Below are 22358 nucleotides of genomic sequence, written 5' to 3'. Positions count from 1 at the left end.
GATACGTCCATGAGCCGCGAAAGACGCGGCCATGTCGTTTTGGAAGGACACATCCGTGCCCACGAAGTCCCAGGACCGCCGCAAGGTCCGCCTCTCCCGCGCGCTCGGCATCCCGCTGACGCCGAAGGCCGCCAAGTACCTCGAGAAGCGTCCGTACGCTCCGGGTGAGCACGGCCGCACCAAGCGCAAGCAGGACAGCGACTATGCGGTCCGCCTCCGCGAGAAGCAGCGTCTGCGCGAGCAGTACGGCATCCGCGAGAAGCAGATGCGCAACACGTTCAACGAGGCGCGCCGCACCCAGGGCCTGACCGGTGAGAACCTGGTCGAGCTCCTCGAGATGCGCCTGGACGCGCTCGTGCTGCGTGCCGGCTTCGCCCGCACCACGGCGCAGGCCCGCCAGCTCGTCGTGCACCGCCACATCCTCGTCGACGGCCAGACCGTCGACCGCCCGTCGTTCCGCGTGAAGCCGGGTCAGCTCATCCACGTCAAGGCCAAGAGCGAGGGCACCGAGCCCTTCCAGGTCGCAGCCGCCGGCGGTCACGCCGATGTCCTGCCGCCGGTTCCCGGCTACCTCGAGGTCGAGCTCGACAAGCTGCACGCGCGACTGCTGCGTCGTCCGAAGCGCGCTGAGGTCCCCGTCACCGGCGACGTCCAGCTCGTGGTGGAGTACTACGCGGCGCGCTAGCGCCGCGGCGGAACGCTGCGCGCCAGCGCACGCGTCCCATCGGTACTGCGCGCTAGCGTTTCGCCTCGCTTCGCTCGCTCAACGACCGAATAGTCTCTTCGCTCGCTCAACGACCGAAGCGGAAGGGCGTCGGGGCAACCCGGCGCCCTTCCGCGTCGGGGGCCTACGATGGGGGCATCCCGCGGCCCTGCGGATGAGGAGTGGTGACATGAGAAACCTGCTGTGGTTCCTGCTGGGTGTGATCGGCGGATTCGTCGCCGCGCACCTGATGAACAAGGATCCCCGCGGCCATGAGGTGCTCGCCGACGTGGACGCCCGGATCACGGAGTTCACCGACCGCATCGGCGACGCGTACCGCGAACAGGAGGCGCGCTTCTCCGGCATCGTCGACGGCGTGAAGGATGCCGCGAACGACGCGTACGGTGCGGCGAAGCCTGCGACGTTCGACGTCGTGGACATCCCCAAGAGCGCAGCACCTGACACGGTCGACGCCGCGAAGCAGCAAGTCGCCGATGCGGTGCAGAGCGTGGAGAGCGCCGCAGTCGACGCTTTCGACGCAGCCGATCCGGCGGTCGACGACGCAGACGTTCCCGCGGCTGCGACCGCCGCCGGCGCGAACCGGTCGTCCGATGCCGGCGCAGACGAGACCGACACCCCAGGATCGGCCGAGAAGAAGCTCACCGACTGACCGACCCGTTCGGCGGTGTCCCTGCGGGGGCACCGCCCTGCTTCGAGGACTTCCATGCAGACCGCAGAGCTCGCCGACCGATTCCTCCGCTACTTCGAGAAGCGCGACCACACGATCGTGCCGTCGGCGTCGCTGGTGACCGACGATCCCGCACTCCTGTTCACGGTGGCGGGAATGGTGCCGTTCATCCCTTATCTGAGCGGCGTGGTCCCCGCGCCGTATCCCCGCGCCGCCGACATCCAGAAGTGCATCCGGACCAACGACATCGAAGAGGTCGGCAAGACGCCGCGGCACGGCACGTTCTTCCAGATGCTCGGCAACTGGTCGTTCGGCGACTACTTCAAAGAGGGCGCGATCACCTACGCGTGGGAGCTGCTGACCACCTCCGAGACGGACGGCGGACTGGGATTCGATCCCAAGGACCTGTGGGTCACCGTCTACAAGGACGACGACGAGGCCGCCGCGCTGTGGCGGCGGATCGCCGGGCTGCCGCAAGAGCGCATCCAGCGGCTGGACAAGGACACGAACTACTGGAGCACCGGTCTTCCGGGTCCGGCCGGACCGTGCTCGGAGATCTTCTTCGATCAGGGCCCGGCGTACGGCGTCGACGGCGGACCAGCGACCGACGACGATCGCTACGTCGAGATCTGGAACCTCGTCTTCATGCAGTACGCGATCGACGACGTCACCTCGAAGTACGACTTCCGGATCGTCGGCGAGCTGCCTCAGAAGAATATCGACACCGGCATGGGCCTCGAGCGCATCGCGTTCATCAAGCAGGGCGTCCAGAACATGTACGAGACCGATCAGGTCCGCCCGGTGCTCGACCTCGCCTCCGAGCTGAGCGGCCGGCGGTACGGCGCCGACCACGGCGATGACGTGCGCATGCGGATCATCGCCGACCACATCCGCTCCTCGCTGATGCTGCTCTCCGACGGCGTCACGCCGTCCAATGAGGGCCGGGGCTACATCCTGCGGCGCCTGATGCGGCGCGGCATCCGCTCGATGCGGTTGCTGGGTGTGGACGGCCCGACGTTCCCCGAGCTGTTCGCGGCCTCCCGCGACGCGATGAAGGCGTCGTACCCCGAGTTGGAGACCGATTATCCGCGGCTGTCCGCGTACGCCTTCGCGGAGGAGGAGACCTTCCTGCGCACGCTCGCCGCGGGCTCGGCCACTCTCGACCTGTCGGTGGCTCAGACGAAGGATGCCGGGGGCACGACGATCGCCGGAGCCGAGGCGTTCCTGCTCCACGACACCTACGGCTTCCCGATCGACCTGACGCTGGAGATCGCCGAGGAGGCCGGCCTCACGGTCGACCGTGGGGCCTTCGACACCCTCATGCTCGAGCAGCGCACGCGGGCTAAGACCGACGCCAGGTCGCGCAAGCGGGCCCTCGCCGACCACAGCGTCTATCGCGAGTTCCGGGCGAAGGGCGAGACGGTCTTCACCGGGTACACCGACCTCGAGACCGAGTCCACCGTCCTGGGCGTCCTCGTCGACGGCGTGTCGGTCGATCGCGCCACGACCGGGCAGATCGCCGAGGTGATCCTCGCGGACACCTCTCTGTACGCCGAGTCCGGCGGTCAGGTCGCCGACAAGGGCATCATCGTCGGACCCGGCTTCGAGCTCGACGTCCTCGACGTGCAGCGACCCGTCGCGGGTCTGACCAGCCACACCGTCGAGGTGACCTCCGGCGAGGTCGGCGTCGGCCAGGCGGCCACCTCGGTGGTCGATGCCGTGAACCGCCGCGCCGCACGTCAGGCGCACTCCGCAACGCACCTCGTACACGCCGCGCTGCGCGACACGCTGGGCAAGAGCGCGACGCAGGCCGGATCGCTCAACCGTGCCGGCTATATGCGCCTGGACTTCACGTGGGGGCAGGCGCTGTCGCCCGAGACGCGGTCCGAGATCGAGGAGATCGCGAACAACGCGGTGCGCGACAACCTGGAGGTGACCACGCGGATCGTCTCGCTCGACGAGGCGAAGTCCCTGGGCGCTATGGCGCTGTTCGGCGAGAAATACGGTGACACCGTCCGGATGGTCGACATCGGCGGTCCCTGGTCGCGAGAGCTCTGCGCGGGAACGCACGTCGGCTCGAGCGCCGAGATCGGTCTGGTCAATCTGGTCGGAGAGTCGTCGGTGGGCGCCTCGAACCGCCGCGTCGAGGCCCTCGTCGGTCTCGATGCGTTCCGGGATCTTGCGGCGGAGCGAGCCATCGTGTCGCAGCTGACGACGACGCTGAAGACTCCGCGCGACCAGCTGCCGGCGCGGATCGCCGAGCTCGCCGCGAGCCTGAAGGCGGCGGAGAAGAAGATCGCCGCGTTCGAGGCCCGCGCGGTCACCGACCGCATCCCCGCGCTCGCATCCGGAGCTGTCGCGGTGGGTCCGCATCGCGTGGTCGCCGAATCCATCGGCTCGGCCGGATCCGCAGACGATGTGCGCTCGCTCGCTCTCGGGGTGCGCGATCGGCTCGGTTCGGAGGCGGGGGTCGTCGCGATCGGCGCCGAAGTAGGCGGCCGACCGGTCGTCGTCGTCGCCACGAACGAGGCTGCGCGCGCCGCAGGCGCACGAGCGGGCGCGCTGGCCAAGACCGCGGCGGCGGCTCTCGGCGGCGGCGGAGGCGGCCGGGACGATGTGGCACAGGGCGGCGGCACTGATTCGTCCGCGCTGCCTGCCGCCTTGAGCGCCGTCAGGGACGCGCTCGCAGCCCGGTGACAGGCTTCCGGCGGGGCGTGCGTCTCGGAATCGATGTCGGCAAGGCCCGGGTGGGGGTGGCGCGGTGCGATCCGGACGGCCTGCTCGCGACTCCGGTCGAGACCGTTCCGCGCGACGACGGGTCGATTGCGCGGATCGTCGCGCTCGCAGCGGAGTACGACGCGAACGAGCTGCTGGTCGGACTGCCGCTGAACATGCGCGGTGAGGACACCGCCTCGACCACCGACGCGCGCGAGTTCGCCGCTGCCCTGGCGCAGGCATCCGGAGTTGCGGTCCGCCTCGTCGACGAGCGGCTGAGCACGGTCTCCGCGCACGCGGCTCTGCGCGATTCGGGCAGATCCCAGCGTTCATCTCGTAGCATTGTTGACCAGGTCGCGGCCGTCGTTCTGCTTCAGCACGCACTCGATGTCGAGAAGAGCACCGGCCGGCCCGCCGGATCACCCCAACCCCCGGCCCAGGAGCCCACCTGACATGCCCGATTCCCCGTCGCCGTTCGACGATCCGTTCGCGGATCTGTTCGGGAAGCTGCCCGATCCCCGTGAGCGGCGTTCGGCCGGCGAGGACGGGGCGCGCGGCACGGCGGAGCCGGGCAGACAGAACTCGACGGCACAGGCCGGTACGTCAGTGCCGATGTCGCGTCGCGAGGCGCGCGAAGCGGCAGCGCGACAGGCCTCGGCGCCTCTCTCCTCCGCTCGTCACCCGGCCGCGCAGGGGGCTTCCTCGGCTGACACGGCGTCTGCGCCGGGAACGGATGCCGCGCGGGACACGACGCCCGCACCGCGCGGAGCCTCGGCACCCACAAGCCCGACCTCCCCTGATGTCGAGGACGACGAGTGGCCCTTCATCGGCGGAGGATCGGCACCCAGTGCCTCGCTCAGCCAGAACGGCGATGCGACGAGCGGCGGCTCGGTGGCGACGGCCACTCTGGAGGATCTCTTCACCGGAGAGCACACGGTCGAAAGCCTCGGCGAGGCCCCGCCGCCCAAGGACAAGCGCAAGCGTCGGATCGGCGGCTGGATCGCGCTCGGCGTCGTGCTCCTCCTGCTCGGCGGCGTCGCAGGCGCCGGCTTCTGGGTCTGGAACACCTACGAAGAGCCCATCCGTGAACTCATGGGGTGGGAGGAGCCGAAGGACTACGAAGCGGGCATGGCGACCGGCGAGGCGCTCGTGACCATCGCATCGGGCGACACCGGTGGCCCGATCTCGGAGACCCTCTACAACGCCGGGGTGACCAAGACCCCCGAGGCGTTCTACGACTACCTCATCGACACCGGCCAGAATCCTCCCTTCGTGCCGGGTCTGTTCAAGCTGCAGCAGCAGATGACCTCGGCCGCCGCGCTCGAGGCGCTGATGGATCCGGCCAACAAGCTCGAGAACACCGCGCAGCTTCGCGAGGGCCTCACGGTGGAGCAGTCTCTGCCTCTCCTGGCGGATGGCACCGGCCTGCCTCTGGAGGACTTCCAGGCGGCCGTGGCGACGCCTGCCACGTTCGGCGTCGCGGCAGACAGCCTCGAGGGATGGCTGTTCCCTGCCACGTACACGTTCGACCCGGGCGCGACGGCTACCGACGTCATCGCCACGCTCGTGAACCGCGCGGTCGAGTCCCTCGACAACGCCGGCGTGCCCGTCGAGGACCGGCAGCGGGTGCTGACGGTCGCATCGATCATCCAGCGCGAGGCACGCTTCGAGGAGGACTTCTACAAGGTGTCGAGAGTCATCGAGAACCGACTCGATTCGTCGAACCAGGAGACGTTCGGGCTGCTGCAGATGGATTCGACCGCGCAGTACGGCTACGGCGAGCTGCACGATGGCACGGTGAGCTCATCCGGCGAGGCGCTCACCGACGACAACCCCTGGAACACCTATGTGCATCCCGGACTGCCGATCGGCCCGATCGCCAATCCGGGGGACACCGCGATCGACGCCGCGATGCATCCGGCCGACGGGGACTGGCTGTACTTCGTCACGGTGAACCTCAACACCGGCGAGACCGTCTTCACGACCAACGTCGACGACCACAATCGCGCCGTCGCGCAGTGGCAGGCGTGGTGCACCGACAACCCCGACGCGGGATGCTGAGGCCGAACGGCACGCGACTGGAGGTCTGGGGCGATCCCGTCTCGCACAGCCGCTCACCACAGCTGCACTCCGCGGCGTATCGGGTGCTCGGGCTGGATTGGACCTACGAGCGCCGGCAGGTGTCCGAAGCCGCGTTCGCCGGTGAAATCGCCGGGCTGTCGCCGCAGTGGCGCGGCCTGTCGCTCACGATGCCGCTGAAGCGGGCGGCCTTCGAGGCGTCATTTTGGCGGGATCGGCGCGCAGAGCTGACCGGTGCTGTCAACACGCTCGTCTTCGTCGAGGACGGTCCACGAGGGTTCAACACCGACGTCGGCGGTCTCGCGCGGGCGCTGCGCGAGGAGGGTGTCGCCGCCATCGATCACGCCCGCATCGTCGGAGCCGGCGCGACGGCCACCTCGGCCGTCGTGGCGCTGGGAGAGCTCGGCGCGACGCGCATCGAGGTCGTGGCCCGACGCGTCGCGGCCGTGGCGCCCCTCGCCGAACTCGGAGCGGCGATCGGAGTCGACGTCGTCGGAGTGTCGTTCGACGACGCGCAGCACACGCGAGTCCCGGTGACGATCGCGACGCTGCCGGGCGACGCGCCGGTTGCGGATGCCGCCGCCGACGCTCTGGCGGCGCAGGGGGGCCTGCTGATGGACGCCGTCTACGGTCATTGGCCGACCGCGCTGGCGAACGCGTGGGCACGCCGCGGGAATCCTGCCGCCTCGGGGCTGGGCATGCTGCTGCACCAGGCCCTCTTGCAGGTGAGGATCTTCGTCGCGGGCGATGCCGACGCACCGCTGCCCTCCGAGGCCGCAGTGCTCGCCGCAATGCGCCTGGCGGTCGTGGGAGACTAGACGAATGCTCCGCGTGCTCACGGCCGGCGAATCCCACGGCCCCGAACTCGTCGCCATCATGGAGGGCCTGCCCGCCGGCGTCCCTGTGACGCGCGCCGCGATCCAGGCCGATCTCGCCCGCCGCAAGCTCGGCTACGGTCGCGGTTCGCGCATGAAGTTCGAGGAGGACGAGCTCACGATCTCGGGCGGCGTGCGCCATGGTCTGAGTCTCGGCAGCCCCATCGCACTGCGCATCGGCAACACGGAGTGGCCGAAGTGGGTCGAGGTGATGAGCCCCGAGCCGGTTGACCTGACCGACATGTCCCGCGGACGCGGGGCCGCGCTGACCCGGCCGAGGCCGGGACACGCCGACCTGGTGGGCATGCAGAAGTACGGATTCGACGAGGCCCGCCCGATCTTGGAGCGCGCCAGCGCCCGCGAGACGGCAGCACGCGTCGCCCTGGGTGCCATCGCGCGCGGATTCCTGTCCGAGCTCGGCATCCGGCTGGTGAGCCACACGCTCTCCATCGGCCCGGTCCGCGTGCCCGAGGGCGCCCCGCTGCCCACGCCGGATGACGTCGACGTGCTGGACGTCGACCCGCTGCGGTGCTTCGACGCCGCCACCTCGGCGCGGATGGTCGACGAGGTCGACGATGCGCGCAAGGAGGGCGACACCCTGGGCGGCATCGTCGAGGTGCTCGCGTACGGCCTCCCGCCCGGCCTGGGCTCGCACGTGCACTGGGACCGCCGCCTCGACTCCAAGCTCGCACAGGCCCTCATGAGCATCCAGGCCATCAAGGGTGTGGAGGTCGGCGACGGGTTCCTCACCACCACGCGCCGCGGCTCGGCAGCGCACGATGAGCTTTTCGCCACCGAAGGCGGGATCACCCGATCCAGTGACCGCGCGGGCGGCACCGAAGGCGGCATGTCCACGGGCACGGTTCTGCGCGTGCGCGCCGGCATGAAGCCGATCGCGACGATCCCGCACTCCCTGCGCACCATCGACGTCGCGACCGGCGAGACGGCATCCGCGCATCATCAGCGCTCCGACGTCTGCGCGGTTCCGGCGGCCGGAGTGGTTGCGGAGGCGATGGTCGCACTGGTGCTCGCCGAGGTCGTGCTCGAGAAGTTCGGGGGCGACAGCGTCGCCGAGACGCGCCGCAATCTCGAGGGCTACCTGGCAGCGATCCCAGAGACGCTTCGGACGAAGAGCGCCAGCGACCCGGCTCTCATCGAGCATGACCTCGCCCGGTAGCGCGCTTGTCCTGATCGGCCCGATGGGTGCGGGCAAGACGAGCATCGGCCGCAGACTCGCCCGCGCGCTCGGACAGACCTTCACCGACACCGACAAGGTGATCGCCCGCGAACACGGTCCGATTCCGGAGCTGTTCGCCCGGTACGGCGAAGCTCACTTCCGCACCATCGAGCGGGCAGCGGTGTCGGGAGCCCTCGCGAACGGCGGGGTCGTAGCCCTCGGAGGCGGGGCGATCCTGGATGCCGAGACGCGCGGGGATCTGGTGCAGCACCGCGTGATCCTCCTGACGGTTTCGCCGCACATCGTGGCCGGACGCATTCACGGCGGGGATCGGCCGCTGCTGGACGATGCGGATCCAGTGGACCGCTGGCGGCGCATCTACGCCGAACGCCGCGGACTGTACGAGGAGGTCGCCGACGTCACCTTCGACACATCCAGCGGCCCGCTGGCGCGCGTCGTCGCCGACATCGTCGCGTGGGCGCGCACCCAACAGGACGCCGAGGAGCACGCATGACCGCAACGACGACGATCACGGTCAGCGGCGACGCCGGCTACGACATCCACGTGGGCCGCGGCATCCTGAATCGGGTCGGCGATGCCCTGGCTCCCTCGGTCCGCAAGGTGCTCATCATCCACCCGCCGACTCTCGGAGCCGCCGCGGCCCAGCTGCGCGAAAGGCTCATGTCGGGCGGGACGCGCGAAGTCCTGCTGGCCGAGATACCGGACGCCGAGCAGGGCAAGCGGGTCGAGGTCGCCGCGTTCTGCTGGCAGGTCATGGGCAAGGCCGACTTCACCCGGACGGATGCGGTGATCGGGTTCGGCGGGGGAGCCGTGACCGACCTGGCCGGCTTCGTCGCTGCGACCTGGCTGCGCGGCGTGCAGGTCGTACAGGTGCCGACGACCGTGCTCGGCATGGTGGACGCGGCGGTCGGCGGCAAGACCGGGATCAACACCGCTGAGGGCAAGAACCTGGTCGGCGCGTTCTGGGCGCCCCGAGAGGTCGTCTGCGACCTCGACCTGCTCGACTCGCTGTCGCCGAACGAGACCGTGGCCGGCTACGCCGAGGTCGTCAAGGCCGGCTTCATCTGGTACCCCGAGATCCTCGACCTGATCGAAGCCGATCCCGCAGCCGCGGTCGATCCCGCCACCCCCGCGTTCCGCCGGTGCGTCGAGCTCGCGATCGAGATGAAGGCGCGCGTCGTGGGGGAGGACTTCCGCGAGGGCGGCCTGCGGGAGGTGCTCAACTACGGCCATACGCTGGGGCACGCCATCGAGCACGCCGAACGGTATCGCTGGCGTCACGGCGCGGCCGTGTCGGTCGGGATGATGTACGCGGCCGAGCTGTCGCGCCTCGCGGGCCGGCTTCCGGATGCCGCGGCCGCACGCCACCGCGACGTCCTCGAGCTCCTCGGCCTGCCCACCACCTACCGCGCGGGAGCGTGGCCGCAGCTGCTGGCGACGATGCAGCGCGACAAGAAGTCGCGCGGCGGGATGCTCCGCTTCATCGTCCTCGACGACATCGGGCGCCCGACCGTGCTGCAGGCCCCGGACGAGTCGCTGCTGTTCGCGGCGTATCAAGAGGTATCCGGCTGACGTCGAGCGGCGGCATCCGCGCGGGTACCCTGCGAACGTGAGCAGGTTCTCGCGTTCCATCGCGGTCCGGCGCGTCCGCGCCGACGAGTGGCCCGCCGTGCGAGCGCTGCGGATGGAGTCGACCTCCGATCCGGACGCGACGGTCGCCTTCCTCGAACGCCCAGAAGAGGTTGCGGCCCGCCCGGACGAGTTCTGGATCGAGCGGACGAGGATCGCCGCCGCCAGCGATTCCGCGGCGACGTTCGTCGCGACGCTCGACGATCACTGGATCGGCGCCCTGACCGTGATCGTGCGGCAGGAGGGGTCCACCGACCACCTCGGTCGTCCGGTCGCGGAGCGTCGGGCCGATGTCGTCGGCGTGTACGTCCGCCGCTCTGCGCGCGGCCGGGGCGCGGTCGACCAGCTGATCGCGACCGCCGCGCGATGGGTGTCAGCCCAGGGGCTCGCGAGCGTCACGCTGGACGTGCATCGGGACAACGGCCGGGCCCGGGCCGCCTACCGGCGCGTCGGCTTCCGGCCGACGGGCATCGTGACGACGAGCGCGATCGGCGACGAGATCGGGATGGAGCTGGCGCTGACGCCGCCCGACTCCGAGCCGGACGACACGTCGGCCGCTGGTATGGTTCCGACGTGACCGCGCCCCGCCGCCTGCTGCTCGTGAACGGCCCGAATCTCAACCTCCTCGGTACCCGCGAACCCGGGATCTACGGGTCCCAGACGCTGCAGGATGTCGAAGCCCTCGTGTCGGCGACCGCGGCCGTGCTGGGCTTCGAGGTGCGCGCCGTGCAGAGCAACCACGAGGGCGTGCTGCTCGACGCTATCCACGCCGCGCGGGACGACTGCTCGGGCATCGTCATCAACCCGGGAGGGCTGACGCACACGTCGGTCGTGCTGCGGGACGCCCTGTCCGGCGTCGCCCTTCCCGTCGCCGAGGTGCACATCAGCGATGTGTCCCAGCGCGAGCCGTTCCGGCATCACTCGTACGTGAAGGATGTCGCGGTGGTCCATGTGGTCGGCGAGGGCGTGGCCGGATACGCGACGGCGACGACCCGCCTGATCGAGGTGATCACCGGTCAGGCGGACGGCTGACCTGCCTCCGCGAAACTGCTACGGGGAGCCCAGACAGCGGGGGAGCCCCGCAGTCTCGTCGAGCCGTTGCAGTCTCGCGGACTAGAATCGGATGTCGGTCCAGCGCGCCAGCGCCCTTCGACCCGCACACTCTCACGAACGGAACTCTCTGAGCCATGGCATCCACCGCAGACATCAAGAACGGCGTCGTCCTCAGCATCGACGGACAGCTGTGGAACGTCATCGAGTTCCAGCACGTCAAGCCTGGCAAAGGCGGCGCGTTCGTGCGCACCAAGCTGAAGAACGTCGTGACCGGCAAGACCGTGGACCGCACGTACAACGCCGGGGCGAAGATCGACATCGAGAACGTCGACCGACGCGACTTCACCTACCTGTACAACGACGGCGAGGCGTTCGTCTTCATGGACGTCGCGGACTACGACCAGCTGACCGTTCCGGCCACCGTCGTCGGCGACGCCGCGAACTTCCTGCTCGAGAACCAGCAGGTGCAGATCGCGCTGAACAACGGCAACCCGCTGTACGTCGAGCTTCCGGCATCGGTCGTGCTCGAGATCACGTACACCGAACCGGGCCTGCAGGGCGACCGCTCATCGGCCGGCACCAAGCCGGCGACCGTCGAGACCGGGTACGAGATCCAGGTGCCGCTGTTCCTCGAGACCGGAACGAAGGTCAAGGTCGACACCCGCACGGGCGACTACCTCGGTCGCGTCAACTAGCGCGTGAGCGCCCGCACCAAGGCGCGCAAGCGCGCCCTCGACATCCTCTTCCAGTCCGACATCCGCGGCGACGACCTCGCGATGACGCTGGCGGCGGAGGCTCAGCGCGCGGTCAACGAACCGGCGCGCGAAGCGTCGTGGCTGTATGCGCGCGAGATCGTCGACGGCGTGATCGACAACCGCGACGAGATCGACGAGCAGATCACCACGTTCGCCAAGGACTGGTCGCTGGCTCGGATGCCGGCGGTGGACCGGGCGCTGCTGCGCATGGCGGTCTGGGAGATCCTCTACAACGACGAGGTGCCCACGGCCGTCGCGATCGATGAGGCAGTTGACCTGGCCAAGGAGTTCTCCACCGACGACTCCGGCGCCTTCGTGCACGGCGTGCTGGCGCGGATCGCCCGCTCGTCCTGAGCAAGCGACGCCCTCGGCCCGGCGCGGCCGGTCCGACGGGTCCTCGACGCGTCTCGCCGTAGAATCGGGGAGTTCACAAGACGACGGCTTCGACAGGATTGGGAGCGATATGAGGATCACCGGTCTCGGCCATGCGGGCATGTTCATCGAAACCCTCGGCGGCAGCATCCTGTGCGACCCGGTGATCGGTCCGACCTTCTTCGGATCGTGGTTCCCGTTCCCGGACAACCGCGGGCTGGACTGGGAGAGGTTCGGCAACGCCGACTTCCTCTATGTGTCGCACCGGCACCGCGACCACTTCGACCCCGCGCTGATGAACCGGTACGTGCGCAAGGACATCCGAGTCCTGCTGCCCGAGTACCCCACCGATGATCTCGAGCAGGATCTGCGCCGACTCGGGTACGACGACATCATCCACACGCAGGCCGGCGTTCCGCTGGAGTTCGGTGATCTGCGGGTGATGGTGACGCCGCTTCGCGCGCCCAGCGACGGCCCGATCGGCGATTCCAGCCTGTCGGTCGACGACGGCACCGCCAGCATCCTGAATCAGAACGACTCCCACCCGCTCGACCTGGAGAAGCTGCTGGGCTTCAGCAAGCCGGAGGCGTACTTCACACAGGTCTCCGGCGCGATCTGGTGGCCCATGGTGTACGACCTGCCGCAGGATGCGAAGCGCAACTTCGCTCGCCTGAAGCGGGATGCGCAGAACAAGCGGGCGATGTACTACATCGAGAAGGTCGACGCGGAGCATGTCTTCCCGATGGCGGGGCCGCCGATGTTCCTGCGCGAGGAGCTCTTCCGGTACAACGGCTTCGGCATCGACGACGATGCGATCTTCACCGATCAGCGGCAGTTCCTCGAACACATGCAAGAGCTCCGGCCGCAGCAGAAGGGCTATCTGTATCTGCCGGGCACGGTCGTCGAGCTCGAGCGGGGCGAGATCTCGGTGACGCAGACGCTGTACTCCGACGAGGAGATCGAGCGCATCTTCGGCGACAAGTGGGACTACCTGGCCGAGCAGCGCGATACCCGCCAGGACGAGATCGCCGCCGAGGAGGCGTCCCGCGCGCCGATCCTGCCGCCCGACGAGATGCTCGCGGCGCTCAAGGAGTGGTGGGAGCCGCTGCTTCGGCGCGGACGGATCTTCCGAGACGGCGTCGGGGGACCGGTGCGCTACACGATCGGCGAGCTGGACATGGTGGTCGACTTCCCCCGGGCGAAGGTACGCGAATACGCGGGGGAGGAGACCAGCTACTGGTTCACGATCCCGGCTGACCTCGTCTCGACGAACATCCGCGACCATGAGATCGACTGGTCGAACTCGATCTTCCTGTCGATGCAGTTCCAGGCCGGCCGTGTCGGCAAGTTCAACGAGTTCATCTACACCTTCATGAAGTGCCTGTCGCGGGACCGTATCGAATACGTGGAGAACTGGTACGCCGAGCAGTCGGACGTCTCGGAGGACGTGCAGCTGGCGGACTGGGTGGTGCAGCGGCGCTGCCCGCACCTGCGGGCCGACCTGTCCAAGACCGCGAAGATCGAGGATGGCGTGCTGACCTGCAGCCTGCACGACTGGAAGTGGGATCTCGCGAGCGGCAAGTGCCTGACGACCCACGGACACCCCATCCGGTCTCATCACGTCGAGGACGCCCTCGCGCGCGGCGCCACCGCGCCGGCGGCCGTCTGACCGGGTCTCGCATTCGATCCGAACCCTCACGCGGCAACCGCATGGGTGCGCGCCGTTCCGGGCTCACCTTGTAGAGACTCCACAATCGGTACGACGCATCCTCGCCGCTCGCTGTCGGACGACTCCGCAATCCGCAGCGCGCGGTATCAGCGCATCAGTCGCGCGGTCTTGATCGACAGGCCCGACCACACGGGCGTTCCATCGATCAAGGAGCCTCGCATGACCACCGTTCCCATCCGAAACGGCGCTGCCGGCGTCGTCCCGTCCTCGCCGCGCACGTCGCCGCTCCGGCGCGCACTCGATGTGGAAGTCCGCGCCGAAGCCGCGCTGAAGGTCTTCCTCCAGCGCTGGAGCATTCCCGCCCTCCGCGTCGCCCTCGGCGGCATCTTCGTCGTCTTCGGCGCGCTCAAGTTCGTGCCGGGGATGAGCCCGCTCGAGCTGCTCGTCCAGTCCACCTGGGAGCGCCTCACCTTCGGCATGGTCACCGGGCAGACCGCGATGGTGCTCACCGCCCTCATGGAAGTCAGCGCGGGTGCACTCCTTCTCGCGGGCGGCGCGTTCGCCCGCATCGGCCTGGTCGTGCTCGCGATCGCGTACGTCGGCATCCTGTCGCCGATCGTGCTGCTCCCGGGTGAGGTCTTCGGCGCCGCCGGGCCGACCCTGACCGGTCAGTACATCTTCAAGAACGCCGTGCTCATCGCCGCCGCCCTCGTCGTGGCATCGCGGGTCCTGAAAGGACCCGACGCCAGGCGATGACGCATCTGGACCTCTGGCCGGCTCCGTGAGGGGCCGGCCAGAGCTCTGTCACTCGACGCCGCGGCGGATCGCGCGTCCGGTCAGGATGCCCGCCAGGGGGCCGAGCACCAACAGCGTCGCCCAGGTCAGTTTGCCCGCCGTCGCACCCCACGTCATCGCGACGGGAATCGAGACGAGGAACACCAGCGGGCTCACCAAGGCGCCCGCCGTGTCGAGGAGGTTGCGGCGGGAGGAGGTCGGCACCCTCTCGAGCCCGCGCACCCGCGCGAGCTCGAACATCACGGTCTGACAGAGCGCGACCAGAGCGATGTTGGCCGCGTAGAACGCCGTCGGCAGGGGGAGGTCGGCGGTCGACGGATCGCTGATCCCCTGCGTGGTGTACGCGATGAGGATCACGAGTCCCGCCGCGACGAGGTTCACACCCGTGGTGATCCCGTCCAGCCCGCGGAGGCGCCGGACCAGGCGGACGTTCACGCGCCAGAACACGCAGATCACCGTGAAGCTGAGCGCGAACCCCAGCGCCTGGCTCGCCACCCCGGACTCCGAGAGGGCCTGCAGGCTGGTCCACGCCGCGGCCGGCGGCGCATCCACGTTCGCGATCAGCAGCGTCGCGGCGAACCCGTAGATCGCATCGAAGAAGGAGATGCCGCGGCCGAATTCGTTCGACGAACGCGAGGAGTACGAGTCCGGGTGCGCACGAGGATGCGTGCTCGTCGCACTCCCGGGATCGGACGGCACCTGCTCGGCCACGGCTTCAGCGTGCCATTCCCCGCACCGCTCCCGCGGAGGCGCACCGCGATCCACGTCGGGTAGGATCGATCGGAGCAACCTTTAACACCGTCCCGTGAGGCGGAGAAGGGAGCGGCGGATGAGCGCGCGAACCGTGCTGCATGAGGCCGACATCGCCCGGGCCCTGACTCGGATCTCCCACGAGATCCTCGAGTCCAACAAGGGACCCGATGGCCTGGTGCTCCTGGGCATCCCGACCCGCGGCGTCACTCTGGCGAACCGCATCGCCACGCTCATCGGTGAATTCAGCGGTGTGGCAGTACCGGTCGGCGCCCTCGACGTGACGATGTACCGCGACGATCTGCACCGCCACCCGACCCGATCGCCGCAGCGGACCTCGATCCCCGACGGGGGGATCGACGGGAGGGTGGTCGTCCTGGTCGACGACGTGCTCTTCTCCGGCCGCAGCATCCGCTCCGCGCTGGACGCGCTCCAGGACATCGGCCGCCCGGCGGCGGTGCGGCTCGCGACCCTGATCGACCGCGGGCACCGCGAGCTGCCCATCCGGCCGGACTTCGTCGGGAAGAACCTGCCGAGTGCGTCCGACGAACGCGTGAACGTGCGCCTCGCCGAAGTCGACGGCGAAGAGTTCGTGACCATCGAGGGAGCCGGCTCGTGAGGCACCTGCTCGACACCAAGAGCCTCGCGCGCGCCGACGCGCTCGAGATCCTCGACGTGGCCGAGGACATGGCCGACACCCAGCAGCGCGAGGTGAAGAAGCTCCCGACCCTGCGCGGCAAAACGGTCGTGAACCTGTTCTTCGAGGATTCCACCCGCACCCGCATCTCGTTCGAGGCCGCCGCGAAGCGACTGAGCGCGGACGTCCTGAATTTCTCCGCGAAGGGCTCGAGCGTCTCGAAGGGCGAGTCGCTGCAGGACACCGCGCAGACGCTCCAGGCGATGGGCGCGGATGCCGTGGTGATCCGCCACGGAGCGTCCGGGGCGCCGCGCACCCTGGCGACCAGCGGCTGGATCACCGCGGGCGTCGTCAACGCCGGGGACGGAACGCACGAGCACCCCACGCAGGCGCTGCTCGACGCGTTCACCATCCGCAAGCGGACGTTCGGCGGCGACAGCCGCGGGCGCGACCTGTCCGGTGTGAAGGTCACGATCGTGGGCGACATCCTGCACTCTCGCGTCGCCCGTTCCAACGTGTGGCTCCTGAACGCGCTCGGAGCGGAGGTCACATTGGTCGCCCCCCCGACCCTTGTGCCGCAGGATGTCTCGGCGTGGCCGGTCCGCGTGCTGTTCGACCTGGACGACGCGATCGCGGACGAGCCGGACGCGCTCATGATGCTGCGCATCCAGCTGGAGCGCATGAACGCCGCATATTTCCCGACTGAACGGGAGTATTCCCGCCGCTGGGGGCTCGATGCCCGCAGGCTCGCCGCCCTCACCCCCGATAGCATGGTGATGCATCCGGGCCCGATGAACCGAGGCCTCGAGATCTCCGCGGAAGCCGCCGACTCGACCCGATCGACCGTGCTCGATCAGGTGACGAACGGCGTCTCGGTGCGGATGGCGGTGCTCTACCTGCTGCTGGCCGGGGAGCGCGGCGAGCGGAATCACGACGAGAAGGGCGACGCACGATGACAGAGGTCCTTCTGATCCGCGGCGCCCGAATCGAGGGCGGTGACACGGCCGATCTCCTCATCGAGGGCGGCGTTCTGGCGGAGGTCGGCCGTTCCCTCAGCCGCGTGGGAGCGACCGTGGTCGACGCCGACGGTCTCATCGCGCTCCCGGGCCTCGTCGACCTGCACACCCATCTTCGCGAGCCCGGGTACGAGGCCTCCGAGACGGTGCTGACCGGCTCCCGAGCCGCGGCGGCGGGGGGCTTCACCGCGGTGTTCGCGATGCCGAATACCTCGCCCGTCGCAGACACCGCCGGCGTGGTCGAGCAGGAGCTCGCGCTGGGCGAGGCGGCCGGATTCGTCACCGTGCAGCCGATCGGCGCCGTGACGGTCGGTCAGAAGGGCGAACGCCTGGCCGAGCTGGGCGCCATGGCCGATTCGCGCGCCCGCGTACGGGTGTTCAGCGACGACGGCTTCTGCGTGTGGGACCCGCTGATCATGCGGCGAGCGCTCGAGTACGTGAAGGCGTTCGACGGCGTGATCGCCCAGCATGCCCAGGATCCGCGCCTGACCGAGGGCGCGCAGATGAACGAGGGCGCGGTCTCGGCGGAGTTGGGGCTCGCCGGCTGGCCCGCAGTGGCCGAGGAATCGATCATCGCGCGCGACGTGCTGCTGTCCGAGCATGTCGGCTCACGGCTGCACGTCTGCCACCTCTCGACCGCCGGGTCCGTCGACATCATCCGCTGGGCGAAGCGGCGGGGCGTCGACGTCACCGCCGAGGTCACCCCGCACCACCTGCTCCTCACCGACGAGCTCGCGCGCGGCTACGATGCGTCCTTCAAGGTGAATCCGCCGCTCCGGCGGGAAGAGGACGTCCGAGCGGTGCGCGAAGGCCTCGCCGACGGAACCATCGACATCATCGCCACCGACCATGCCCCGCATCCCGCGGAGGCGAAGGCGTGCGAGTGGCCGGCCGCCGCGAACGGCATGGTCGGGCTCGAGAGTGCCCTGCGCGTCGTCCAGCTCGCGATGGTCGACACCGGCATGCTGACCTGGCGCGATGTGGCGCGAGTGATGTCGCGCACCCCGGCGCGGATCGGGCGGCTCGCCCGGCACGGCACCCCGCTGACAGCCGGGGAGCCGGCATCCCTCACGCTGTACGACCCCGCACCGACCCGTACCTTCTCGAAGGCGGACCTGCGCGGCCGCAGCGTCAACTCGCCGTACGTGGGACGGGAGCTGCCCGGCGAGGTGCGCTGGACGCTGCACCGCGGTGCGGTCACGGTCGCCGACGGATCCCTGCTGGACCGACCGGGGGTCCGCGCGTGAGCCGCGAAGGAGCGCTCGCGATCACGATCGCTGTCACCGCGGCGGTGCTCGCGGTGCTGGCGTGGGCGTGGTGGCGCCGTACGCGGCGCGACTCCGGCCTGCGGGCGCCGGTCGGAGAGGTCCCTGTGGATGCCGCACCGCTCAGTCACCACGAAGCGCTCTACGTCGCGACCACCCGCCACGGGGAGCCGCTCGAACGGCTGGCCATCCGCGGCCTCGGATTCCGCTCGCGAGCCGACCTGACGGTGACCAGCGCCGGCGTCGCCCTGGACCTCACGGGGCAGCCGCGATTATTCATCCCGACCGAGCAGATCGTCGACGTCGCGCAGGCGACCGTGGCGATCGACCGCGTCGTCGAACGCGACGGGCTCGTCCGGATCGCGTGGCGACGGGACGGCCAGACCGTCGTCGACTCGTACCTCCGCCCCCAGGATGCCTCTGCCCGCGCCGTCGCCGACGAGATCGGCGCACTTCTGACCCCGACAGGAACGGACGAATGACTGTCCCCGCCGACACCCGCGCTGTGCGCGCTGCCAAAGACCCCGCCGTCCTCGTGCTCGAGGACGGCACCCGTCACGTCGGACGCGCCTACGGCGCACGCGGGACGACCCTCGGAGAGGTCGTCTTCGCGACCGGCATGACCGGCTACCAGGAGACGCTGACGGATCCGTCGTACGCCGGTCAGATCGTGCTCCAGACCGCGCCGCACATCGGCAACACCGGGATGAACGTTCAGGACCCCGAGTCCCGGCGCATCTGGGTCTCGGGCTACATCGTGAGAGACCCCTCCCGCGTCGTGTCCAACTGGCGTGCCGACGAGTCCCTCGACGACGCGCTGGTCAGCGACGGCGTCATCGGCATCAGCGGGATCGACACCCGCGCGGTCACACGTCACATCCGCGCCGCCGGCAGCATGCGGGGCGGGATCTTCTCGGGCGACGCCGCGGACCTCCCCGCCGACGAGCAGCTGACCATCGTGCAGGGCGCGCCGGAGATGTCGGGGCGGAACCTGTCGGCCGAGGTCTCGGTCTCGAGCGCCCAGGTCACCGAGGCCGCGGACGACGTGGCGCGCATCGGCAACCTGGCCGTGCTCGACCTGGGCGTCAAGCAGGCCACCATCGACAACCTCGCCGCGCGCGGATTCGAGGTGCACGTGCTGCCACAGGATGTCGACATCGACGGCATCCGCGCGATCGACCCCGTGGCGGTGTTCTACTCCAACGGGCCGGGCGATCCTGCGGCCTCCGGCGATCACGTCGAGCTCCTGCGCGGCGTGCTGGACGACGGCCTGCCGTTCTTCGGGATCTGTTTCGGCAACCAACTGCTCGGGCGCGCGCTCGGTCTGGGCACGTACAAGCTGCCCTTCGGGCACCGCGGCATCAACCAGCCGGTGCTGGACAAGTCGACGGGGCGCGTCGAGATCACCTCCCACAACCACGGCTTCGCCGTCGAGGCCCCGCTGGAGGGCGACTTCGACAGCCCGAACGGCTACGGACGGGTGGAGGTCAGCCACGTCGGTCTCAACGATCAGGTGGTCGAGGGCCTCCGGGCGCTGGACATCCCCGCCTTCTCGGTGCAGTACCACCCCGAGGCCGCGGCCGGACCGCACGACGCCAACTACCTGTTCGACCGGTTCGCGGATCTCGTACGCGATCACCTCGGCAAGAAGGACGCGAATGCCTAAGCGCGACGACATCAAGAGCGTCCTGGTGATCGGCTCCGGCCCGATCGTGATCGGCCAGGCCTGCGAATTCGACTACTCCGGGACGCAGGCGTGCCGCGTGCTGCGCGAGGAGGGCGTGCGGGTGATCCTGGTCAACTCGAATCCGGCGACGATCATGACCGATCCCGACTTCGCTGACGCCACGTACATCGAGCCGATCACATGGGAGGTCATCGAGACGATCATCGCCAAGGAGCGACCCGACGCGATCCTGCCGACACTCGGCGGCCAGACCGCACTGAACGCCGCGATCGAGCTGCACAACCACGGCATCCTCGAGAAGTACGACGTCGAGCTGATCGGGGCGAGCTTCGAGGCGATCAACAAGGGCGAGGACCGCCAGATCTTCAAGCAGCTCGTCCTGGATGCCGGGGCGGACGTCGCCGCATCGCGCATCGCCCATTCGATCGAGGACTGCCTCGCCGCCGCCGAGGAGCTCGGCTACCCGCTCGTCGTCCGTCCCAGCTTCACCATGGGCGGGCTCGGATCGGGGTTCGCGTATGACGAAGCAGACCTGCTGCGCATCGCCGGCGCGGGCCTGCACGACTCGCCCACGCACGAGGTGCTGCTCGAGGAGTCGATCCTCGGGTGGAAGGAGTACGAGCTCGAACTGATGCGCGACACGGCAGACAACACCGTCGTCGTGTGCTCCATCGAGAACGTCGATCCCGTCGGCGTGCACACCGGAGACTCCATCACGGTGGCGCCGGCCCTCACCCTCACCGACCGCGAGTACCAGAAGCTGCGCGACATCGGCATCGACATCATCCGCGCCGTCGGCGTGGACACCGGCGGATGCAACATCCAGTTCGCGGTCGACCCGGCCGACGGGCGGATCATCGTGATCGAGATGAACCCGCGCGTGTCGCGTTCGTCGGCTCTGGCGTCCAAGGCCACCGGGTTCCCGATCGCGAAGATCGCCGCCAAGCTGGCGATCGGCTATCGCCTCGACGAGATCCCCAACGACATCACGAAGGTCACTCCCGCCAGCTTCGAGCCGACCCTCGACTACGTCGTGGTGAAGGTGCCCCGGTTCAACTTCGAGAAGTTCCCGGCCGCCGACACCACGCTCACGACGACCATGAAGTCCGTCGGCGAGGCGATGGCCATCGGTCGCAACTACGCGACCGCTCTGCAGAAGGCGCTGCGGTCGCTGGAGAAGCGCGGATCCAGCTTCCACTGGGGCGACGAGCCGCGCTCCGTCGAGGAGCTGATCGAGGCGGCGAGGACGCCCACGGACGGTCGCATCGTGGTCGTCCAGCAGGCCCTGCGCAAGGGGGGCACGATCGAGCAGCTGTTCGAGGCGACCGGGATCGACCCGTGGTTCCTCGACCAGATCGTCCTGATCAACGAGGTCGCCGCCTTCGTCCACGGCGCTTCCGAGCTGGATGCCGAGACCCTGCGCGTCGCGAAGGAGCACGGCTTCAGCGACGCGCAGATCGCACAGCTGCGGGGAGACACCGAGACCGAGGTGCGCGGCATCCGTCACGCGCTCGGCCTGCGACCCGTCTACAAGACGGTCGACACGTGCGCCGGGGAGTTTCCGGCGCTCACGCCGTACCACTACTCGAGCTACGACTTCGAGACCGAGGTCGCACCGTCCGACCGCAGCAAGGTCGTCATCATCGGCTCGGGTCCCAACCGCATCGGGCAGGGCGTCGAGTTCGACTATTCGTGCGTGCACGCCTCGTTCGCGCTGTCGGCGGCCGGCTACGAGACCGTCATGGTCAACTGCAACCCCGAGACCGTCTCGACGGACTACGACACCTCCGACCGGCTGTACTTCGAGCCGCTGACCCTCGAGGACGTCCTGGAGGTCCTGCACGCCGAGGCCCAGTCGGGAGAGATCCTCGGAGTCATCTGCCAGCTGGGCGGCCAGACGCCGCTGGGCCTGGCGAAGGGCATTCAGGATGCCGGCTACCGGATCCTCGGCACCAGCCCCGCGGCGATCGACATGGCCGAGGAGCGGGAGCTGTTCTCCGGGCTGCTGGATGCGGCCGGCCTTATCGCGCCGCGTCACGGGACGGCGATCGACGTCTCGGGCGCGGTCGCGATCGCGGAGGAGATCGGCTACCCCGTGCTGGTGCGTCCGAGCTTCGTGCTGGGCGGGCGGGGAATGGAGATCATCTACGACACGGCGAGCCTGCGGGATTACTTCGTCCGCATCCACGACCAGGCGATCATCGGGCCGGGGATGCCGCTGCTCGTGGACCGGTTCCTCGACGACGCCATCGAGCTGGACGTCGACGCGCTCTACGACGGGCACGAGCTGTACATCGGCGGGGTGATGGAGCACCTCGAGGAGGCCGGCATCCACTCGGGCGACTCGAGCTGCACGCTCCCGCCGATCTCGCTCGGGCGCACCGAGGTCGACCGCGTCCGCACCGCGACGCTGGCCATCGCGAAGGGCGTCGGCGTGCAGGGGCTGATCAACGTGCAGTTCGCGATCAGCGC

The 22358-nt window shown here is 69.3% G+C and carries 22 protein-coding genes; 21 read left to right on the top strand and 1 reads right to left on the bottom strand.

Annotated features, from left to right (window positions below; all coding sequences use genetic code 11):
• The first annotated feature begins 55 nt into the window (after positions 1–55).
• From rpsD to VFX99_RS07755, 15 genes are all read left to right on the top strand, one after another.
• Complete coding sequence (gene rpsD, locus VFX99_RS07825; RefSeq protein WP_329665737.1) at positions 56–685, top strand: 30S ribosomal protein S4; 630 nt, start codon at positions 56–58, stop codon at positions 683–685.
• A gap of 208 nt (positions 686–893) precedes the next feature.
• A complete protein-coding gene (locus tag VFX99_RS07820) occupies positions 894–1373 on the top strand; it encodes a hypothetical protein (protein ID WP_329665736.1) in 480 nt (159 codons plus the stop codon).
• A 54-nt stretch (positions 1374–1427) separates the two neighbouring features.
• On the top strand, positions 1428–4088 hold the full coding sequence (gene alaS / locus VFX99_RS07815) for an alanine--tRNA ligase (protein WP_329665735.1): 2661 nt from the start codon (positions 1428–1430) through the stop codon (positions 4086–4088).
• Positions 4085–4558 carry a Holliday junction resolvase RuvX gene (gene ruvX / locus VFX99_RS07810; protein ID WP_329665734.1) on the top strand — a complete coding sequence of 158 codons (474 nt, stop codon included), beginning with the start codon at positions 4085–4087 and terminating at the stop codon, positions 4556–4558. The genes alaS and ruvX overlap by 4 nt, the downstream gene beginning before the upstream one ends.
• A 1-nt stretch (position 4559) precedes the next feature.
• Positions 4560–6167 carry an endolytic transglycosylase MltG gene (gene mltG, locus VFX99_RS07805; RefSeq protein ID WP_329665733.1) on the top strand — a complete coding sequence of 536 codons (1608 nt, stop codon included), beginning with the start codon at positions 4560–4562 and terminating at the stop codon, positions 6165–6167.
• Positions 6161–7003 (top strand): shikimate dehydrogenase, encoded by an 843-nt coding sequence (locus tag VFX99_RS07800; RefSeq protein WP_329665732.1) that lies wholly within the window; start codon positions 6161–6163, stop codon positions 7001–7003. Before mltG ends, VFX99_RS07800 begins: the two co-directional genes overlap by 7 nt.
• Positions 7004–7007: 4 nt before the next feature.
• Positions 7008–8237, top strand: coding sequence for a chorismate synthase (aroC, locus tag VFX99_RS07795; RefSeq protein ID WP_329665731.1), 1230 nt, complete (start codon positions 7008–7010; stop codon positions 8235–8237).
• Entirely contained in the window at positions 8221–8751 is a 531-nt protein-coding gene (locus VFX99_RS07790) for a shikimate kinase (RefSeq protein ID WP_329665730.1), read from the top strand. Before aroC ends, VFX99_RS07790 begins: the two co-directional genes overlap by 17 nt.
• A complete protein-coding gene (gene aroB, locus VFX99_RS07785) occupies positions 8748–9830 on the top strand; it encodes a 3-dehydroquinate synthase (protein ID WP_329665729.1) in 1083 nt (360 codons plus the stop codon). Before VFX99_RS07790 ends, aroB begins: the two co-directional genes overlap by 4 nt.
• 37 nt (positions 9831–9867) lie before the next feature.
• Entirely contained in the window at positions 9868–10464 is a 597-nt protein-coding gene (locus tag VFX99_RS07780) for a GNAT family N-acetyltransferase (protein ID WP_329665728.1), read from the top strand.
• Positions 10461–10919 carry a type II 3-dehydroquinate dehydratase gene (gene aroQ / locus VFX99_RS07775; protein WP_329665727.1) on the top strand — a complete coding sequence of 153 codons (459 nt, stop codon included), beginning with the start codon at positions 10461–10463 and terminating at the stop codon, positions 10917–10919. Before VFX99_RS07780 ends, aroQ begins: the two co-directional genes overlap by 4 nt.
• A 155-nt stretch (positions 10920–11074) precedes the next feature.
• A complete protein-coding gene (gene efp / locus VFX99_RS07770) occupies positions 11075–11635 on the top strand; it encodes an elongation factor P (RefSeq protein ID WP_329665726.1) in 561 nt (186 codons plus the stop codon).
• 3 nt (positions 11636–11638) lie between these two features.
• A complete protein-coding gene (nusB, locus tag VFX99_RS07765; protein WP_329665725.1) occupies positions 11639–12049 on the top strand; it encodes a transcription antitermination factor NusB in 411 nt (136 codons plus the stop codon).
• 109 nt (positions 12050–12158) lie between these two features.
• Positions 12159–13736 (top strand): Rieske 2Fe-2S domain-containing protein, encoded by a 1578-nt coding sequence (locus VFX99_RS07760; protein ID WP_329665724.1) that lies wholly within the window; start codon positions 12159–12161, stop codon positions 13734–13736.
• A 219-nt stretch (positions 13737–13955) separates the two neighbouring features.
• Positions 13956–14492: a DoxX family protein gene (locus tag VFX99_RS07755; RefSeq protein WP_329665723.1), complete on the top strand. Its 537-nt coding sequence runs from the start codon at positions 13956–13958 to the stop codon at positions 14490–14492.
• A gap of 48 nt (positions 14493–14540) precedes the next feature.
• On the opposite strand, the gene VFX99_RS07750 is transcribed toward VFX99_RS07755, so the two are convergent.
• The gene (locus VFX99_RS07750) at positions 14541–15242 is read right to left on the bottom strand and encodes a TMEM175 family protein (protein WP_329665722.1); all 702 of its coding nucleotides are present in this window, start codon (positions 15240–15242) and stop codon (positions 14541–14543) included.
• Positions 15243–15360: 118 nt separating this feature from the next.
• On the opposite strand from VFX99_RS07750, the gene pyrR reads away from it, so the two are divergent.
• The 6 genes from pyrR to carB all read left to right on the top strand — a co-directional run.
• Entirely contained in the window at positions 15361–15900 is a 540-nt protein-coding gene (gene pyrR / locus VFX99_RS07745) for a bifunctional pyr operon transcriptional regulator/uracil phosphoribosyltransferase PyrR (protein ID WP_329665721.1), read from the top strand.
• Positions 15897–16874 carry an aspartate carbamoyltransferase catalytic subunit gene (locus VFX99_RS07740; RefSeq protein WP_329665720.1) on the top strand — a complete coding sequence of 326 codons (978 nt, stop codon included), beginning with the start codon at positions 15897–15899 and terminating at the stop codon, positions 16872–16874. Before pyrR ends, VFX99_RS07740 begins: the two co-directional genes overlap by 4 nt.
• Positions 16871–18181, top strand: a complete 1311-nt coding sequence (locus VFX99_RS07735; protein ID WP_329665719.1) for a dihydroorotase — start codon at positions 16871–16873, stop codon at positions 18179–18181. Before VFX99_RS07740 ends, VFX99_RS07735 begins: the two co-directional genes overlap by 4 nt.
• Entirely contained in the window at positions 18178–18681 is a 504-nt protein-coding gene (locus VFX99_RS07730; protein WP_329665718.1) for a hypothetical protein, read from the top strand. Before VFX99_RS07735 ends, VFX99_RS07730 begins: the two co-directional genes overlap by 4 nt.
• Entirely contained in the window at positions 18678–19865 is a 1188-nt protein-coding gene (carA, locus tag VFX99_RS07725; protein ID WP_329665717.1) for a glutamine-hydrolyzing carbamoyl-phosphate synthase small subunit, read from the top strand. The genes VFX99_RS07730 and carA overlap by 4 nt, the downstream gene beginning before the upstream one ends.
• A partial coding sequence (gene carB / locus VFX99_RS07720; RefSeq protein WP_329665716.1) for a carbamoyl-phosphate synthase large subunit occupies positions 19858–22358 on the top strand: 2501 nt, incomplete at its 3' end. The genes carA and carB, both read left to right, overlap by 8 nt.

Origin of the sequence: Microbacterium sp. (assembly GCF_036277215.1) — a bacterium.
Classification (GTDB): Bacteria; Actinomycetota; Actinomycetes; order Actinomycetales; family Microbacteriaceae; genus Microbacterium.
The sequence above is the reverse complement of the archived record's forward strand: the minus strand, read 5'-3'. Positions and strand labels throughout refer to the sequence as shown.

What these genes read in the sequence shown, in the direction of transcription:
- VFX99_RS07820 (WP_329665736.1), top strand. Translation starts at nt 894, where the DNA reads ATGAGAAACCTGCTGTGGTTCCTGCTGGGTGTGATCGGCGGATTCGTC.
- alaS (WP_329665735.1), top strand. Translation starts at nt 1,428, where the DNA reads ATGCAGACCGCAGAGCTCGCCGACCGATTCCTCCGCTACTTCGAGAAG.
- mltG (WP_329665733.1), top strand. Translation starts at nt 4,560, where the DNA reads ATGCCCGATTCCCCGTCGCCGTTCGACGATCCGTTCGCGGATCTGTTC.
- VFX99_RS07800 (WP_329665732.1), top strand. Translation starts at nt 6,161, where the DNA reads ATGCTGAGGCCGAACGGCACGCGACTGGAGGTCTGGGGCGATCCCGTC.
- aroC (WP_329665731.1), top strand. Translation starts at nt 7,008, where the DNA reads ATGCTCCGCGTGCTCACGGCCGGCGAATCCCACGGCCCCGAACTCGTC.
- VFX99_RS07790 (WP_329665730.1), top strand. Translation starts at nt 8,221, where the DNA reads ATGACCTCGCCCGGTAGCGCGCTTGTCCTGATCGGCCCGATGGGTGCG.
- aroB (WP_329665729.1), top strand. Translation starts at nt 8,748, where the DNA reads ATGACCGCAACGACGACGATCACGGTCAGCGGCGACGCCGGCTACGAC.
- efp (WP_329665726.1), top strand. Translation starts at nt 11,075, where the DNA reads ATGGCATCCACCGCAGACATCAAGAACGGCGTCGTCCTCAGCATCGAC.
- VFX99_RS07760 (WP_329665724.1), top strand. Translation starts at nt 12,159, where the DNA reads ATGAGGATCACCGGTCTCGGCCATGCGGGCATGTTCATCGAAACCCTC.
- VFX99_RS07755 (WP_329665723.1), top strand. Translation starts at nt 13,956, where the DNA reads ATGACCACCGTTCCCATCCGAAACGGCGCTGCCGGCGTCGTCCCGTCC.
- pyrR (WP_329665721.1), top strand. Translation starts at nt 15,361, where the DNA reads ATGAGCGCGCGAACCGTGCTGCATGAGGCCGACATCGCCCGGGCCCTG.
- VFX99_RS07735 (WP_329665719.1), top strand. Translation starts at nt 16,871, where the DNA reads ATGACAGAGGTCCTTCTGATCCGCGGCGCCCGAATCGAGGGCGGTGAC.
- carA (WP_329665717.1), top strand. Translation starts at nt 18,678, where the DNA reads ATGACTGTCCCCGCCGACACCCGCGCTGTGCGCGCTGCCAAAGACCCC.